This window comes from Qipengyuania sp. BR81-2 (genome assembly GCF_055693895.1).
On record NZ_CM146344.1, the window covers coordinates 1,649,780 to 1,664,674 of the forward strand.

Annotated in this window: 17 protein-coding genes and 1 tRNA gene; 8 read left to right on the forward strand and 10 right to left on the reverse strand. The window is 63.0% G+C overall.

Annotation, left to right across the window (positions count from 1 at the left end):
- The first annotated feature begins 29 nt into the window (after positions 1-29).
- Positions 30-380, forward strand: a complete 351-nt coding sequence (locus ACZ1G8_RS08255) for a hypothetical protein (RefSeq protein ID WP_472681287.1) — start codon at positions 30-32, stop codon at positions 378-380.
- The gene (locus ACZ1G8_RS08260) at positions 377-1,186 is read left to right on the forward strand and encodes a class I mannose-6-phosphate isomerase (protein ID WP_472681288.1); all 810 of its coding nucleotides are present in this window, start codon (positions 377-379) and stop codon (positions 1,184-1,186) included. Before ACZ1G8_RS08255 ends, ACZ1G8_RS08260 begins: the two co-directional genes overlap by 4 nt.
- Here the strand turns inward: ACZ1G8_RS08260 and ACZ1G8_RS08265 are convergent.
- From ACZ1G8_RS08265 to ACZ1G8_RS08290, 6 genes are all read right to left on the reverse strand, one after another.
- Positions 1,176-3,710 (reverse strand): HWE histidine kinase domain-containing protein, encoded by a 2,535-nt coding sequence (locus ACZ1G8_RS08265; RefSeq protein ID WP_472678974.1) that lies wholly within the window; start codon positions 3,708-3,710, stop codon positions 1,176-1,178. The two genes, ACZ1G8_RS08260 and ACZ1G8_RS08265, sit on opposite strands and share 11 nt — an antisense overlap.
- Positions 3,707-4,243, reverse strand: a complete 537-nt coding sequence (locus ACZ1G8_RS08270) for a biliverdin-producing heme oxygenase (protein WP_472678975.1) — start codon at positions 4,241-4,243, stop codon at positions 3,707-3,709. Before ACZ1G8_RS08270 ends, ACZ1G8_RS08265 begins: the two co-directional genes overlap by 4 nt.
- Before the next feature lie 149 nt (positions 4,244-4,392).
- Positions 4,393-4,695 carry a polyhydroxyalkanoic acid system family protein gene (locus ACZ1G8_RS08275; RefSeq protein ID WP_472678976.1) on the reverse strand — a complete coding sequence of 101 codons (303 nt, stop codon included), beginning with the start codon at positions 4,693-4,695 and terminating at the stop codon, positions 4,393-4,395.
- Positions 4,695-5,393 (reverse strand): hypothetical protein, encoded by a 699-nt coding sequence (locus ACZ1G8_RS08280; protein WP_472678977.1) that lies wholly within the window; start codon positions 5,391-5,393, stop codon positions 4,695-4,697. Before ACZ1G8_RS08280 ends, ACZ1G8_RS08275 begins: the two co-directional genes overlap by 1 nt.
- A 62-nt stretch (positions 5,394-5,455) precedes the next feature.
- A complete protein-coding gene (locus ACZ1G8_RS08285; RefSeq protein WP_472678978.1) occupies positions 5,456-6,706 on the reverse strand; it encodes a toxic anion resistance protein in 1,251 nt (416 codons plus the stop codon).
- 115 nt (positions 6,707-6,821) lie between these two features.
- Positions 6,822-8,561, reverse strand: coding sequence for a fatty acyl-AMP ligase (locus tag ACZ1G8_RS08290; protein WP_472678979.1), 1,740 nt, complete (start codon positions 8,559-8,561; stop codon positions 6,822-6,824).
- A 131-nt stretch (positions 8,562-8,692) separates the two neighbouring features.
- Here ACZ1G8_RS08290 and ACZ1G8_RS08295 point away from each other — a divergent pair, with 131 nt between their 5' ends.
- The 4 genes from ACZ1G8_RS08295 to ACZ1G8_RS08310 all read left to right on the forward strand — a co-directional run bounded on the left by ACZ1G8_RS08295 (position 8,693) and on the right by ACZ1G8_RS08310 (position 10,718).
- Entirely contained in the window at positions 8,693-9,271 is a 579-nt protein-coding gene (locus ACZ1G8_RS08295) for a regulatory protein RecX (protein ID WP_472678980.1), read from the forward strand.
- Positions 9,247-9,765 (forward strand): DUF192 domain-containing protein, encoded by a 519-nt coding sequence (locus ACZ1G8_RS08300; RefSeq protein ID WP_472678981.1) that lies wholly within the window; start codon positions 9,247-9,249, stop codon positions 9,763-9,765. The genes ACZ1G8_RS08295 and ACZ1G8_RS08300 overlap by 25 nt, the downstream gene beginning before the upstream one ends.
- A gap of 63 nt (positions 9,766-9,828) precedes the next feature.
- Entirely contained in the window at positions 9,829-10,227 is a 399-nt protein-coding gene (locus ACZ1G8_RS08305) for an NADH:ubiquinone oxidoreductase subunit NDUFA12 (protein WP_472678982.1), read from the forward strand.
- A 2-nt stretch (positions 10,228-10,229) separates the two neighbouring features.
- Positions 10,230-10,718: a DUF2155 domain-containing protein gene (locus tag ACZ1G8_RS08310; protein WP_472678983.1), complete on the forward strand. Its 489-nt coding sequence runs from the start codon at positions 10,230-10,232 to the stop codon at positions 10,716-10,718.
- On the opposite strand, the gene aat is transcribed toward ACZ1G8_RS08310, so the two are convergent.
- Positions 10,667-11,350 carry a leucyl/phenylalanyl-tRNA--protein transferase gene (aat, locus tag ACZ1G8_RS08315; protein WP_472678984.1) on the reverse strand — a complete coding sequence of 228 codons (684 nt, stop codon included), beginning with the start codon at positions 11,348-11,350 and terminating at the stop codon, positions 10,667-10,669. The two genes, ACZ1G8_RS08310 and aat, sit on opposite strands and share 52 nt — an antisense overlap.
- 90 nt (positions 11,351-11,440) lie before the next feature.
- Here aat and ACZ1G8_RS08320 point away from each other — a divergent pair.
- Together ACZ1G8_RS08320 and ACZ1G8_RS08325 are read left to right on the forward strand one after the other, a co-directional pair.
- Positions 11,441-11,516 (forward strand) — tRNA-Trp (locus ACZ1G8_RS08320).
- A gap of 52 nt (positions 11,517-11,568) precedes the next feature.
- Positions 11,569-12,459 (forward strand): LOG family protein, encoded by an 891-nt coding sequence (locus ACZ1G8_RS08325; protein ID WP_472678985.1) that lies wholly within the window; start codon positions 11,569-11,571, stop codon positions 12,457-12,459.
- Here the strand turns inward: ACZ1G8_RS08325 and thiD are convergent.
- The 3 genes from thiD to glmM are packed head-to-tail and all read right to left on the reverse strand — an operon-like array spanning position 12,456 to position 14,835.
- Positions 12,456-13,277 (reverse strand): bifunctional hydroxymethylpyrimidine kinase/phosphomethylpyrimidine kinase, encoded by an 822-nt coding sequence (gene thiD, locus ACZ1G8_RS08330; protein ID WP_472678986.1) that lies wholly within the window; start codon positions 13,275-13,277, stop codon positions 12,456-12,458. The two genes, ACZ1G8_RS08325 and thiD, sit on opposite strands and share 4 nt — an antisense overlap.
- Entirely contained in the window at positions 13,274-13,498 is a 225-nt protein-coding gene (locus ACZ1G8_RS08335) for a DUF1272 domain-containing protein (RefSeq protein ID WP_472678987.1), read from the reverse strand. The genes thiD and ACZ1G8_RS08335 overlap by 4 nt, the downstream gene beginning before the upstream one ends.
- A complete protein-coding gene (glmM, locus tag ACZ1G8_RS08340) occupies positions 13,498-14,835 on the reverse strand; it encodes a phosphoglucosamine mutase (RefSeq protein ID WP_472678988.1) in 1,338 nt (445 codons plus the stop codon). Before glmM ends, ACZ1G8_RS08335 begins: the two co-directional genes overlap by 1 nt.
- Positions 14,836-14,895 lie beyond the last annotated feature (60 nt).

Below are 14,895 nucleotides of genomic sequence, written 5' to 3' on the forward strand. Positions count from 1 at the left end.
GGCGGTCGCAGGCGGCCGTAGCGAAGGTCATGTTTTTTCCCGGCGCTGCGCCTTTCGGCGAGATCGCCGCGGAAAGTGTCGACTATGCCGTCATGGAAGCGACCGACCGCGCCGCGGTGGTGAGCGCAGACATCGGCTGGTCCGATATCGGGGACTGGAATGCCTTGCTTCTCGCGCGCAAGGCCGCAGGGCTCGACCTTTGCGCGCCAGGCACGCAGTGTGTCGGGGCCGACGGCGTCATGACGGTGAGCGACGGGCCGCGCATTTCCGTGGTGGGCCTCGATGGCGTGGTCGTCGTGGTCGACGGGGACGAGGTCCTCGTGCTTTCGCGCGAAGCTGCCCAATCAGTGCGAATGTTGGACACGGCAGATCGCGCATGAGCGAAGCGTTGAAACTGCAACCCTGGCTGCTCGAGAAGCCATGGGGGCGGACCGGCCTGCCGAGGCGAATCGTCGGCGATAGCACGGAGGCAGTCGGGGAGATCTGGTACGCGCCACCCGCGCCGCTCGACAGCATCCTCACAAAGTACCTCTTCACCAGCGCCAAGCTGTCCGTGCAGGTCCATCCGCGCGGGAGCCTCAGCCCGACGGGGCGCGGCAAGGACGAGTGCTGGCTGGTCATCGATGCCGAGCCCGGCGCCCGGCTGGCAACCGGTTTCAGGGAAGAGATCGGAGGCGATGCGATCCGGAAGGCCGCGCTCGACGGTTCGATCGAGCACCTGCTCGACTGGCGCGAGGTGGCGGTAAACGAGTTTCTCTACGTGCCCGCCGGCACGGTTCATGCCATGGGTCCAGGGCTGTCGATCGTCGAAATACAGCAGAACACCGATATCACTTACCGGCTCTACGATTACGGGCGCGACCGGCCCCTGCATCTCGATGAAGCGATCGGAAGCGCTTTCGGCTCATCGCACCCGGCGGACCTGCGCCGCACAGTCGATCCGACGCGCTCGCAAATGCTTGTCGAAGGCCCGTACTTCGCTGTCGAACAGGTTTCGAACCCGGCTGGCGGCGTGGTCACAGCGCAGACTGAAGGACCCGTCCAGCTGATCCCGCTGGAGGGTCATTGCGAAACAGGCTGCCTGCGCATCGAGGCAGGCGGATCGGGCTTCGCGCCATCGGCGCAGGAGGTCGACTTTTCAGGATGCCCGCGTTGCCTGGTGGTTGGCCTGCCGCTCAGGACTTGAGGATCGAGACGAGGTCGTCCTTGCCATAGGGCTTGGTCAGCAATCCGGTTGCGCCGAGTTCCTCGAGGCGATCCTCTAGCTCACCGTAGCCGCTGGCCAGCCAGTATGGGATTTTCCTGCGAGCAAGCTCCTTGGCAACCCGCTCGCTGCTCTCGCTGCCGAGATTGTAGTCGAGGATCGCGAGGTCGGGCTCGTTGCGCTCGAGTGCCTTGAGCGCACCAGTCACCGTACTCTCGACCACGACTTTCTCGACGCCGAGTTCCTTCAGACAGTCTTCCGTGTCGAGAGCGATTATCATGCTGTCTTCGACGAGCAGAACGTGATCGGGAACGCTGTCGAGCACGGGAGCCGAGGCTTCGTCCTTCTTCTGCTGCGCTTGCACCGGCGCTGCTTTGGTGTCCCATGAGATGAAACGTTGCGGCACCATGAAATACGCCTCCAGGCCCTGCAGCTTGTATTCGACCTTTGCCTCGCCCCCCAGCTCGAAGGGGATCGAGCGTTCGATGATCGTCGAGCCGAAGCCGCGCCGCTGGGGCGGCTTTACCGGAGGTCCGCCGATTTCCTTCCAGTGGATTTCGAGGGCTCGGTCATCGGGCTGCCTGATCTCGATCAGCAGTTCGCCGCTGTTGTCGCTCAGCGATCCGTATTTTGCCGAGTTGGTCACCATCTCGTGCATGACGAGTGCGAGCACCGTATATGCCTCGGGCACAACCATCGGATCGGGTCCGTCGATGGTGATCCGGCTGGTCTTGCCGGACAGATAGGCATCGGCCTCGGTCTCGATCAGTTCATGGAGCGGAGCTGAGGACCAGTTGCCCTTCGTAATATTCTCATGCGCCATAGCGAGCGAGGAGATGCGCCCGCCCACGATCTCGGAGAAATCCTCGACCGATTGGGCCTCTCCGCGCGACTGGTTCACCAGCCCGCGGATGAGGTTGAGGATATTCCGGACGCGATGATTAAGCTCCGAAATCAGCAATTCCTGCTGGTTCTGGGCCCTCGCTCGCTCCTGCACCGCTTCGTCGGTCAGTCGCAGGATGATCTCGAGCAGCGTCACGCGTAGCCCCTCTGCGACCTGCAGCTCGCCGCTGGTCCAGGAAGCACTTCGGCCCTCGACAGTCTCCTGCCACGCCTCGAAGCTCTTGCGCGGGGTCAGGCGCGCCCCATTAGGCCCGTATTCGACGGGCTTCTCCGGATTGCCCGCCCAGCGCACGCTCTGGCTCAATTCCTTGCGCCACAGGACGAGATAGTCGCGCGGAGTCCGCGAGACCGGGATGGTGAGCGCGCCGACCACACGATCGGAGAAGCGCTCGGCCTTGGGAATGCGCTCGCCCATCGCGTCGGTCGCGAAGATCTTGCTCGTGGCGGCTGCATTGAGCGAGCCGACGATCGCGCGGAATTCTTCCTCGTTGGGCGCAGCACCCTGCGCTTCGTAGACATTGTCGATGAACACGCTCGCGCCGTCGTGCGGGATGATGTCCTGAATGATTGGCGAGAGCATCGGGAGGCTCTCGCTAAGCGGTGTACCGGCAGCGATATCGCGCATCAGGCGGTCGTGGACCTCGCGGCCCGCGATGCGCAGTTCTTCGCTCTGGGTATGCAGTGCCCTTTCGAGCAGCAGCGAGAACATCTCCGAGAACAGCTCGGCCGTCGTGCGCCGCGAATAGGGAAGCATCTTGGCTTCGTAGTGGTGGCAGGCGAACAGCCCCCACAACTCGCCGCCGATCACGATGGAAATCGACAGCGATGCGTCGACGCCCATGTTCTTCAGATACTCGATATGGATCGGCGAGACCGCTCGCAGAGTGCTCATCGAGAGGTCGAGTTCCTTGCCCTCGATCGTGTGTTCGGGGACGATGTCGACAGGTTCGGAATGCACGTCGCTGATGATGCGGAAACGGTTCCGCTTATAGAGCTCGCGCGCCTGGGCCGGGATGTCGCTCTTAGGATAGCGGAGGCCACGGAAGGCTTCGAGCCCGTCACGCTTTGCCTCGGCAACGACTTCTCCGGAAAGATCGTCGTGAAAACGATAGACCATCACGCGGTCCATCTCGAGCGAGGACCGCAGCTGGCGGGCTGCCTCCTGCACGATGCCCTCGACGGTATCGTGCCGTTCGAGACGGCTCATGATCGGGCGAAGCAAGCCGATCTGGCGGTTGAGATCGCCCTTCGCATGCGGTTCAATCTCGATGACGAGGTAGGCACCGGACTGGTGCACGGCGCAGTCGAAAAGATCGTCGGAGCCGGTAAGAGCTACACCGAAGAGTCGCTCAACCTGGTCGCCGTCGGCAATGACGGAGACCGCGCTGCGAAGCCTCATGAACGCGTTGCGATCGAGGTAATCGGAAAGTTTCGCTCCTGCTTCGACCTCGCGGTCGATGCCGAGCATGTTTTCGAGATTGGTCGAGCGCTGGCTGACGAACCAGTCGCCATTGACCGTGACGAGCGCCCCGAATGATTGGATCTTGCCGAGCTTGTGGATCGGCTCGCGGTCGCAATTTGTAATGTCGACCTCCTGGCTCACGCGGCCTGCTCCATCAGGTGGTCGGCAAATGCGCCTTCGAACAGTGCGAAGCACTTCAGGGCGCCGCGGGTAGCCGGCTCGAGCGAGGTTTCGGGATCTACCACTTCGATCACCGCAAGCAAACTCTTGAAATACTCGGGCATCGATGGATCGGAAAGAAACGCGTCTTTGCCCGCGAGGCCTTCTTTGCGGCGCCGGGCAAGCAGCGTGCGATTGCCAAGCGAGGAGCCGGCGATGACCCAGGCGGCCCCGAGGGCCTCGAACGGATTGTCGAAGATGGGCGCCTCGTTGGAAACCGGAAGGACCTGGCCAAGCGAAGCGATGTCGCGTGCCAGGAGAGGAGTTTGTGCTGGCGGAGCTTCGATTCCGGCGGGGGGCGTAAGCGCAAACGCCCGCTCCATCGCGGCGCGGGCGCTGTACTGAGCCTTCAGGAAAATCGCGTAATCATGATCGCAGGTCAGCGGAAGCGCGCCGGCAGCAGCGTCGAGCCGCCTGTGCGCAGCATCGGTCGCCTCGCGTAATTCTTTCCTCACTTCGGACCCCCTTATTTCCGAGTGTTACGGCAGGAGGTCGACGAAACGGAGACCCGACAAAGCGGTGAGGCAAAGCCCTGCGTTCGCAGAAAGCGCCTGAATTATCGAAAGGTTCCCGACAAAGTCGATATTTGTCGGATTATCTGGAGCTATTTTGCTTCGAGGAGCTTCTGACCTTTCTTGCGGATGGCTCCGGCGATGACCGGTTCGACGAAAGACAGCGCGGGGGGAAGGTCGACTTCGAAGATCACCTGCGTGTCCTCGATCAACACCTGTGCACGGGTGACATTGCCCATCGCCTTGATGTCGAGCGCCATGCAGTCCTCGTTGGGCCAGCTGGTCTCCACTTCTGCCATGCCACCGGGCATTGCATCGGCAATTTCGTGACTGCGGGCCTTCAATCGGCGACGGACCTCGTCCTTGCCGAGATCGTGAGGAAGCGGAACGCGCATCAGTTCTTGTGCTCCAGTTCTGGTGCGGTCTGGGCACCTTCGCCAAACTTGTAGTCGAGATATCGGTGCTTGATCGCAAGATCGTCGAGCGAACCCTCGGCCAGCTGGCGGGTGATCGAATCGATTTCGCCGCTGATCTTGCCGAGGCTGTCGGTCAGCTGCTGGTCCGGTGTCGCGCCAGCCCGTTCCTCGGTACGCAGGTGTGCAGGGATCTTGCGATAGCTGTCGATCATCTCGGGCAGTTGCTCACCCACAAGGCTGCGCACTTCACGCGCCTTGGGATGGTTCTGGTCGACTCCTTCAAGCTGCAAGCCGAGCGCGTCGAGCTGCACACCCATGTCGCTCACGATCTTTGCCGCGGGAGGCGGCAGCGCAGGCCGCTGGCTTTCCAGCCATAGCTCCGTGCGACCAACCATCTGCTGGACATTGCCCTTGTTGAGGTCACCGCGCTTGGGTGTTTCCATCTTGGGAAAGCTGGAGAAGACGGCAATCGCGACGATGCTGGCGACCAGCACAGCCATCAGGCCCCAGAAGCCGATGCCACTGAACATCGCGCCGGCGATGCCGCTGGCGAGCCATATAGCGAAGACCGCGATCACCACGTTGCGGATTTTCTTCACCAGGTGCTTGCGCTTCACCTTGGCCGAACCAGCGCCGATCGAGCCACCACGGCGATGGAAGCCGCCCTCGCGGTTCACGTCGCGCGAGATTCTGCGCTTCGTGCATGATCCGGTCACTGTCGCGGGTGAGGTCGTTCATATCAGCCTTCGATGCTCAGCAGGTTCGATTCTTGGATCGAGGCCTGTGCCTGTGCCTGCCCTTCTGCGCGGGCGATGTAGCCTTTCGACTTCTCGACCTCGTCGGTGAGCACGTTGACCGTCTGCTTCATGCTGTCGAGCGCGCGCAGCTTGAACTGGTCGACCTCGTCCATCGTGTCGTAGATGTTCTGGAAGGCGCGCTGCAGCGTCTCGAGCGGGATGGTGCTGGCGGCGGCCTGTTCGTGGATCTTGCCCGTCTGGTCGCGCAGCATCGTGCTGGTGCTGTCGATGATGCCGGCCGTGGTATCGTTGAGTGCAGTGATCTGGCCCAGCACGAGGCGCTGGTTGGTCATCGCTTCCGCCACGGTAACCGCGGTGCGCAGCGCGCCCACGGTGGTGGTGCTGGCACGGTCGACGCCCTTCACGAGCTCGACATTGTTCTTCTTCACCAGGTCCAGCGCGAGGTAGCCCTGCACGCTGACCGCCATCTGCGTGAGCAGGTCCTGCGTACGCTGGCGGACATAGAACAGCGCGGTCTCGCGGATCGCCTTGGCCTTCGCCGGATCGGTAGCGTCGAGTTCCGCGGCCTTTTCCTCGAGCTTTTCATCGAGCGTGTTCGAGATGTGGATCATCTGCTCGAGGTTGCCCATGGCTTCCCAAAGCTTCTGGCGTTCCACGTCGATCGCTGCATTGTCCATGATCAGCTCGTCCTTGCCGCTGGCGAGGTTCGAGAGGATCGACTGGATGTGCGTCTGCGCGCTCTGGTAGCTGCGGAAGTAGTTGGTCAGCTTGTTTCCGAAAGGAATGATGCCGAGGATCTTGCGCGGTCCGGAGAGCTTGCCGCGCTTGCCCGGATCGAGGTCTTCGACCACGCGGCGCAGCTCGGCGAGGTTCGCGCCGACGCCTTCGTCCTTGTCCATCGCACGGACCGGGCGGTCGAGGAAGCGGTTCGACATGCCTGCCGCCGCCATGATTTCCTTGCGGCCCATGTTGGTCAGCTGGTCGACCTTCTTGCCGAATTCGGGCGAGTTCGCGTCCTGCGAAATGAGATCGTCCACGAAGCCGTCGACCTTGGTTTCGAGCTTGCTCTTAACCTCTTCGGAAACCGGCACGAGGCCGGCCGCCTTTTCGGGCGCGACCGCGGGTACGGGGTCGGGAGGGGTCAGGTCGAACTCGGGCGGCGCAGCCGTAGTCGTGGGAGCGGCCTTTGCGGGTGCAGGCGCAGCTTCGGGCTTGGGCGTTTCGTCACTCATGATATTTCAGCAGACCTCCGAGAGAACCAGGGCGTGTGAGCCTTAGTTCTGTATTAGGTCTCTATAACACGAGTTTCAAGCGCCTCTGTCCTTCCGGATCAGCGGTTTGCCGAAACTAGGCGGCCAGTTCGAGTTCGATCGGCTGGATTTCGCCCGAAAGGTAGAGCCTCTTGGCCTTTGCACGGCTGAGCTTGCCCGAGCTGGTACGCGGCAGCGTGCGCGGCGGCACAAGCTCGACGACGCAGCTCATGCCGGTCACGCCGCGGACCTTGTCGGAGATCTGGTCGCGCAGCTTGATGCGCTCTTCCGGCTCGGAAACACGGCAATGGACGAGCACGGCGGGCGCTTCCTCGCCACTCTCGGTCTCGATCGAGAAGGCGGCGATGTCGCCGTGGTTGAAGCCGGGCAGCTGTTCCACCGCCCATTCGATGTCCTGCGGCCAGTGGTTCTTGCCGTTGATGATGATCATGTCCTTCGCACGGCCCACGATGAACAGATAGCCATCGGCGAGGTAGCCCATGTCCCCGGTGTCCAGCCAGCCGTCGACGAGGCATTCGTCGGTCGCTTCCTCGTTGCGGAAATATGAGTGCATGACGCTCTTGCCGCGGCACCAAACCTTGCCGATCTGGTGGTCGCCCTTGGCATTGCCCTGCTCGTCGCGGATCTCGACCTCCATGCCCGGGATCGGTTTGCCGCAATTGACGATTGCGCGGTAGCGCGCGGGATTCTTGAGGTCGCGCGGACGGCCCGAAAGGCGCTCTTCCTCGACCAGCTCGACACGGATGCCTTCGCCCGGCGGCATCACGGTGACCGCAAGCGTCGCCTCGGCAAGTCCGTAGCTCGGCGTGAATGCGTTCGCCTTGAAGCCCGCATCGGAGAATGCGTTGACGAAATTCTGCATGACATCGGGGCGGATCATGTCCGCGCCGTTGCCGGCAGTGCGCCAGCGCGAGAGGTCGAAGCGGTCCGCGACGTGGCTCTGGCTCGAAATGCGGCGCGCACAGATATCGTAGCCGAAGGTCGGCGAATAGCTGAGCGTCGTGCCCTTGTTGCGGCTGATGAGGTCGAGCCAGGCGAGCGGACGGCGGGCGAAGTGCTCGGTCCGGATCAGATCGACCGAGACCTGGTTGGCGATCAGCGACAGGAAGCAGCCGACGAGGCCCATGTCATGGTACCAGGGCAGCCAGCTTACCACGCGGTCGTTCGTGCCGATGTCCATCGACTGGGCATGGCCGCGCAGATTGTGGAGCAGCGCCTCGTGGGTCACGGCGACGCCGGTCGGGAAACGCGTCGAACCGGAGGAATACTGGAGGTAGCTGATATCGTCGGGCTTGGCCTCGGGCAGCTCGCACTCCGGGCCCTCGCGCTGGGCGAAGACGTCCCAGCTTTCGCCCTCGCAGCCCTGCTTGTCTGCAGCGGCCTTGGCCATTTCGGCGATTTCGGGCGGATAGAGGAGAATGCGCGGATCGCTGCTCTCAAGCTGGACCTTTAGCTGGTCGATATAGCTTTCCTTGCCGCCGAAAGTGGTCGGCAGGGGCAGGGGGACGGGCCAGGCGCCGGCATAAATGCAGGCGCAGAACAACGCAGAGAATTCCGGACTCGTCTCGGCGACCAGCGCCACGCGCTCGTTCTTGCCGATGCCCGAAGCGATCAGCTTGTAGGCCATCGCGATCGCATCGCTGCGCATTTCGGAATAGGGATAGACGCGCGCGAGGTTGCCGCGCATGTCGTGGAAATTGAGTCCCTTTTCGCTCCGGGCTGCATAGTCGATCGCGTCGTTGAAAGTCGCGAAGTCGCTCCTGCGTCGTTGCAGGTTGCAGTCGTTCGGCGTCGGCGTCAAAACGGCGTCGTTCATAGCTTTGTTATGATACCTTTTGAAATTCAGTGCCTTATGGCGACCCAAATGCAGAAATTTGCCGCGCTCCCTACCGCGGCCCCTCATTCGATGTTTCCCAATCGATAAGGACTGTGGCAAGAATATGGCCGATGGTTGATGCTTCCGCAACAAGGCGTCGCAATCGTCGTTCGCCGAAACCGCTTGATCGCACGCGGCTGAACGACCTCGCGCTCCATTATGTTGCTCGCTTCGCAACGTCCACAGGAAAGCTTCGGGCCTATCTCCAGCGCAAGCTGCGCGAGCGCGGATGGGAGGGTGACGGCCAGCCCGACATCGATGCGTTGGTCGAGCGTTTCGCCGACAAGGGCTATGTCGATGACGAAGCTTATGCCCGCTCCAAGGCGAACGGTTTGCTTGCGCGCGGCTATGGCGCTCGGCGGGTGGAGGAGACACTGCGGGCGGCCGGCATAGACGAGGAGGTGCGAAGCGACGCTGCTCCCGAGGAAGCGGAGGCCCGGCAGGCGGCGATAGCGCTGGCGAAGCGGCGGCGACTCGGTCCATTTGCGCGGCCGGGATCGGACGAGACGGTCGAGGAAGCCCACAAGCGGCGCGAAAAGCAGCTTGCCGCAATCATTCGCGCGGGCCATGGATTCGACCACGCCCGGCGCATCGTCGAGGCGCGGACGGTCGAGGAGTTGGAAGAATGGGCTTGGGACGTACGGGACTGATCGCAAGGGGATTTTCCATCGCTGCGGGAGCGGCCGTCCTTTTTGCCTGCTCGCCCCAGCCTTCCGCAGAACCGGCACCGGCCAGCGTCAATCAAGAGGCGGCACCCAGCGTCCATCCGGTGTCGGGCCTCGAGATCGTTCCGGTCACTGTCACCAGTGGCGACGAGACCTTCGAATTCCGTTCCGAGCTGGCCGCCAGCCGCGAGGCGCAGGCGCAGGGCCTCATGTTCCGCACGGAGCTGGGCGACTGGGAGGCGATGATCTTCCCGAGCGAGCCGCAGACCGCGCGCAGCTTCTGGATGAAGAACACGCCGATCCCGCTCGACATCATTTTCATCGGGACCGACGGCAGGATCCTCAATATCGCCGCGATGACCGAGCCCTATTCGCTCGAATCGGTCTATTCGCAGGGGACCACCAGCGGGGTTCTGGAACTGCGCGGCGGCCGCGCGGAGGAACTCGGCATCGAGCCGGGCGATCTGGTCCGGTGGTAAAGCTAGCACCGGCGCCCTCAAGGGCGCTTGAGGCGCGTCCAAAACAAGGCTAAGCGCGCGGCCATGAGTCTCCTCGGCAAAATATTCACCTGGTGGAACGGTGCAACCATCGGCACGCTCCTGTGGTCTTCGCGCAATGGCGAGAAGGTCGGTACCGACGCACAGGGCAACACCTATTACCGCTCCAAGAAGCGTGGCGAAGGCCAGCGCGAGCGTCGATGGGTGATTTACGAGGGTGCAAATGATGCGAGCCGCGTCCCTGCCGAATGGCACGGCTGGCTGCACGGCGCATTCGACGATGTGCCCGAGAGCAACCTTCCGCCGCCGCGCATCTGGGAAGCTGAGTACACGCCCAATGCGACCGGTACTGAAAAGGCCTACCGACCGCAGGGTGCACTCGAAAAGGGTGGCAAGCGCGCACGCGCAGTGGGCGACTACGAAGCCTGGTCGCCGGACGCCTGAGCATGATGCGCACGGGCGCACTTCTTGCCGGCCTTGCGCTGTTGACGGCCTGCTCGGACGATCCGGCCGCGCCGACCCCCGTCGAAACCGAGATCCCCGAAGAACTGCAGGAAGTGGCTCCGCCACCTGCATCGGTCGCGGAAGTCGCCGGCATCGGCACGCCGATGGAAGAGCGCGTTGCGACGATCGGCCTGCTCAACAAGCGCAACAATCTCGCGCAGGACCTCGAACTGAGGCCGGGCGAGCAGCAGCGTGTCGGCGATGTCATCGTGCGCCTTAGGGCATGCGAGCGCACGGCGCCGTGGGAATTCGAAAAGGACGAGGGCGCTTTCGTGCAGGTCCTCGTGCGCGAGCGCGGCAGCGAGAACGATTTCCGCTCGGTTTTTTCCGGCTGGCTGTTCAAGAACAAGCCCTCGATCAACGTGGTCGAGCACCCGATCTATGATGTGTGGGTCAAGGCCTGCGCGATGGAGTTCCCGGGCGAGGAATGAGCGTTCGCTTCGGCGATCGCCTGCGGGATGCGACCCGTGGGCACGCCCCGGGCAGAATGCAGCAATCCCAGATATCTGGCCTGCGGCATGGCAACAGCGCCCAACGAGCCCAAGTGGTCGGTCATGAACTGGCAGTCGAGCAAGACGTAGCCGGCCCGCTTCATCGCTGCGACGAGCCATGCGAGCGCGACCTTGCTGGCATTGTCCGCCCGGCTGAACATGCTCTCGCCGCAGAACACCCGGTCGAAAGCCACACCGTAAAGGCCGCCGACCAGTTCGCCGTCCTGCCAGACCTCCACGGAATGGGCGTGTCCCTGCTCCTGTAGAGCGATGTAGCTCGCCTCGATCTGGTGGCTGATCCAGCTTTCCGCATGCTCTTCGCGTGGCTCGGCGCATGCGGAGATCACTGCGGGAAAATCCCGGTCACAGGTGACGCGGTAGCGATCCTGCCGGATGACCTTGCGCAGGCTCTTCGACATGCGGAAACCGTCGAGCGGGATGATCGCCCTCTCGCGCGGCTCGACCCAGTAGACCTCGCGGTCGTTCCGGTGGTCGGCCATGGGAAAGATGCCGCTGCGATAGGCACGCAGCAGCAATTCCGATGGGATGATCTCTGGTACCGGCGCATGCATGGCGCGCATATCCTAACAGTTCGCACAAGGTAGCGATACTTGTCTTGCCAAGCGCGCGCGGCTCTTCTAATGCGCCGCTCTCCAAGCTGCAGGGGTGTAGCTCAGCTGGTAGAGCATCGGTCTCCAAAACCGAGGGCCACGGGTTCGAATCCTGTCACCCCTGCCATTTCCTCTTCAATGACTTGTCGCTGACGCAAGCCGCGCCTATCGCGCAAGTCATGACAGAAGAAGAAAAACGCAAACGCGGCATTCAGGACCGCAAGTTCTACCCGGCACAGCAAGAAGCCCAATTCGAAAAGAAGGGCCTCGAAACACACACGCCGCAGACCGAACATCCATCATACAAACTGGCTTTCCAGGACAAAGACTTCCTCCTGCGCGAGGAATTGCGCCCGGTGCGCTTCCAACTCGAGCTACTGAAGCCCGAGATGGTTCTCGACGAAGCCGGGGTCGGCTCGACGCTGGTCATGTATGGCAGCGCGCGCATTCCCCCTCCCGATGCGGCGGAAGCCGCGCTGGAGGGCGCGAAGGACCTGCCCGAAGACGAGCGCAAAGTGGTCGAAAGCCTCGTCGCCAAGAGCAAGTATTACGACGAAGCCCGCAAGCTCGGTAAGCTCGCGACCGAGAAATCGATCATCGAGGACGGCAAGCGCCAGTTCGTCGTGTGTTCGGGCGGCGGGCCCTCGATCATGGAAGCTGCCAATCGCGGCGCCAGCGAGGCGGGAGGCGAATCGATCGGCCTCAACATTATCCTGCCGCACGAACAGGCGCCCAACAGCTATGTGACGCCCTACCTCTCGCTGAACTTCCACTACTTCGCCCTGCGCAAGATGCACTTCCTGCTGCGCGCGCGCGCGGTCGCGGTTTTCCCGGGCGGGTTCGGCACCTTCGACGAGCTTTTCGAGCTGCTCACTTTGATCCAGACCGGCAAGATGAAGCCGATCCCCATCCTGCTGTTCGGCAAGGATTTCTGGACCCGCGTGGTCGATTTCGAGGCGATCGCCGAGGAAGGAACGATCTCGAAGAAGGACCTCGATCTCTTCCGCTGGTGTGAAACCGCCGAAGAGGCCTGGGCATACCTCTGCGATTTCTACGACCTGGGGTGCTAGCCCTCGTCAGGGGCGGACAGCTTGCGCACCGCGTGGTGTCCGAGCGGTCCGCTTCCGTCGCCGAAACCGGGAGCCTGCTCGATCGCCGAGTAAGTAAAGGCGCGGGCGATGCGCACGGCATGCGTCAGTGGCTGGCGCATGGCGAGCAGCGTCGCGAGCGCTGCCGATAAAGTGCAGCCGGTGCCATGCGTGTGCCGCGTTTCGATGCGTGCATGGCCGAAGCTTGCCAGCTTGCCCGAAGCCGAAACGACGTAATCGATCACCTGGTCGCCTTCGCCGTGGCCACCCTTGGCAAGCACGATGGTATCGCGCTCGCGCGCAAGGTCGAGCGCGGCCTCGAACACGCTTTCGCCGTCGATCTCCTCGCGCCCGGTAAGCGCGGCAAGCTCGGGCAAGTTGGGCGTGACGATGGTTGCGATATCCATCAGCGCACCGAAGCCTTCGATGGTCGCCGCGTCGGCGAGAACCGAGCCGCTGGTTGCGACCATGACCGGATCGAACACAATCGGGCCCACAAAGGTATCGAGCCGCTTGGCGAGCCGCATGGCGATCTCGGGCGAACCGAGCATGCCGATCTTAATCGCATCCACCCCGATATCTGTGAGGCAGCTTTCGAGCTGGTCCATGACGAGACCCGTATTTATCGGCGCGACCTGCTGGACCCCGCGCGTGTTCTGCGCGGTCACAGCCGTGATCGCGGTCATGGCGTAGCCGCCGAGCATGGCGATGGTCTTGATGTCGGCCTGGATGCCGGCACCACCCGAACTGTCGGAACCGGCGATCGAAAGCACGCGCGGCGGGACGGGGCGCTCGCTCATGGCTTGAACTTGCGCGTGGTGCTGGGCGGAAACTTGTCGTGCAGCTTCTTCGCGCGGGTCGGCCGGTCCATCAGCTCGCCGCCGCAATTGGGGCAGAGGTCATCGAGATCGTCGGCGCAGTCCGCGCAGAAGGTGCATTCGAAGCTGCAGATGAATGCGCCAGGGTTCTCTGCGGGAAGGTCGCTGCCGCAGCGTTCGCAATCGGGGCGCATCTCGAGCATCAGACGGCTTCCCTTACAGCGTCGCAAATGCGGTCGACTACGCGTTCGACTTGCCCGGCATCGTCACCTTCGGCCATGACGCGGATCACCGGCTCCGTGCCCGAGGGACGGATCACGAGGCGGCCGGAACCTTCCAGTTCCTTCTCGGCTTCGGCGATCACCGATTTGACGCTCTCGGCCTCCAGCGGCTTGCCGCCCGAATAGCGCACGTTCTTGAGCAGCTGCGGGACCGGATCGAAAACATGCAGCAGTTCGCTCGCAGGCTTGCCCGAGCGCACCACGCTCGCAAGGACGCGCAGCGCGGCCACCGTCCCGTCACCGGTCGTGCCGAAGTCGGTCAGGATCATGTGGCCGGACTGTTCACCCCCGACATTGAAACCGCCTTCCTTCATCCGCTCCAGCACGTAACGGTCGCCGACCTTGGTGCGCTCGAGAGTCAGGCCCTTGTCCTTGAGATAGCGTTCGAGGCCGAGGTTGCTCATCACGGTGGCGACCACGCCGCCACCCTTGAGATCGCCGCGGTCGTTGAGGCGCGTGGCGATGAGGCCCATGATCTGGTCGCCGTCGACTGCCTGGCCCTTCTCGTCGATCACGATCAGCCGGTCGGCATCGCCGTCGAGCGCGATCCCGATGTCTGCGTCTTCCTCGACCACGCGCGCCTTGATCGCATCGAGTGCGGTGGAGCCCACACCGTCGTTGATGTTCGTACCGTTGGGCTCGGTGCCCATGGCGATGACTTCGGCGCCCAGTTCCCAGATCGCGCTGGGTGCGACCTGGTATGCCGCGCCGTTCGCGCAATCGACCACGACCTTGAGCCCGTCGAAACGGATGTCGCTCGCCACCGACTGCTTGACCGCGTGGATATAGCGCCCGCTCGCATCGTCGATCCGCCGTGCGCGCCCGATCCGTTCCGGCTGGACGAGCAGCGGCTCCTGCTCGATCAGCAATTCGATCGCCGCTTCGGCCTCGTCGGACAGCTTGTAGCCGTCGGGCCCGAAGAGCTTGATGCCGTTATCCTCGAAAGGGTTGTGGCTTGCCGAGATCATCACGCCCAGATCGGCGCGCATCTCGCGGGTCAGGAGGGCAATCGCGGGCGTCGGGAGAGGGCCGGTCATGATCACATCCATGCCTACGCTGGTGAAGCCTGCAACCAGCGCGCTTTCCATCATGTAGCCCGAGAGGCGCGTATCCTTGCCGATCACCACGCGATGCCGGTGCCCGCCGCGCAGGAAGTGCGTTCCCGCCGCCTGGCCCACCTTCATCACGGTCGCCGCGGTCATCGCACCCTGGTTGGTGCGGCCACGAATACCGTCGGTGCCGAAGAACTTGCGCGTCATAAATTCCTTTCCCTGCTTCTTTGGACCCTTGTTACGCCTTCACAAGGCAAAGAAAAGTCC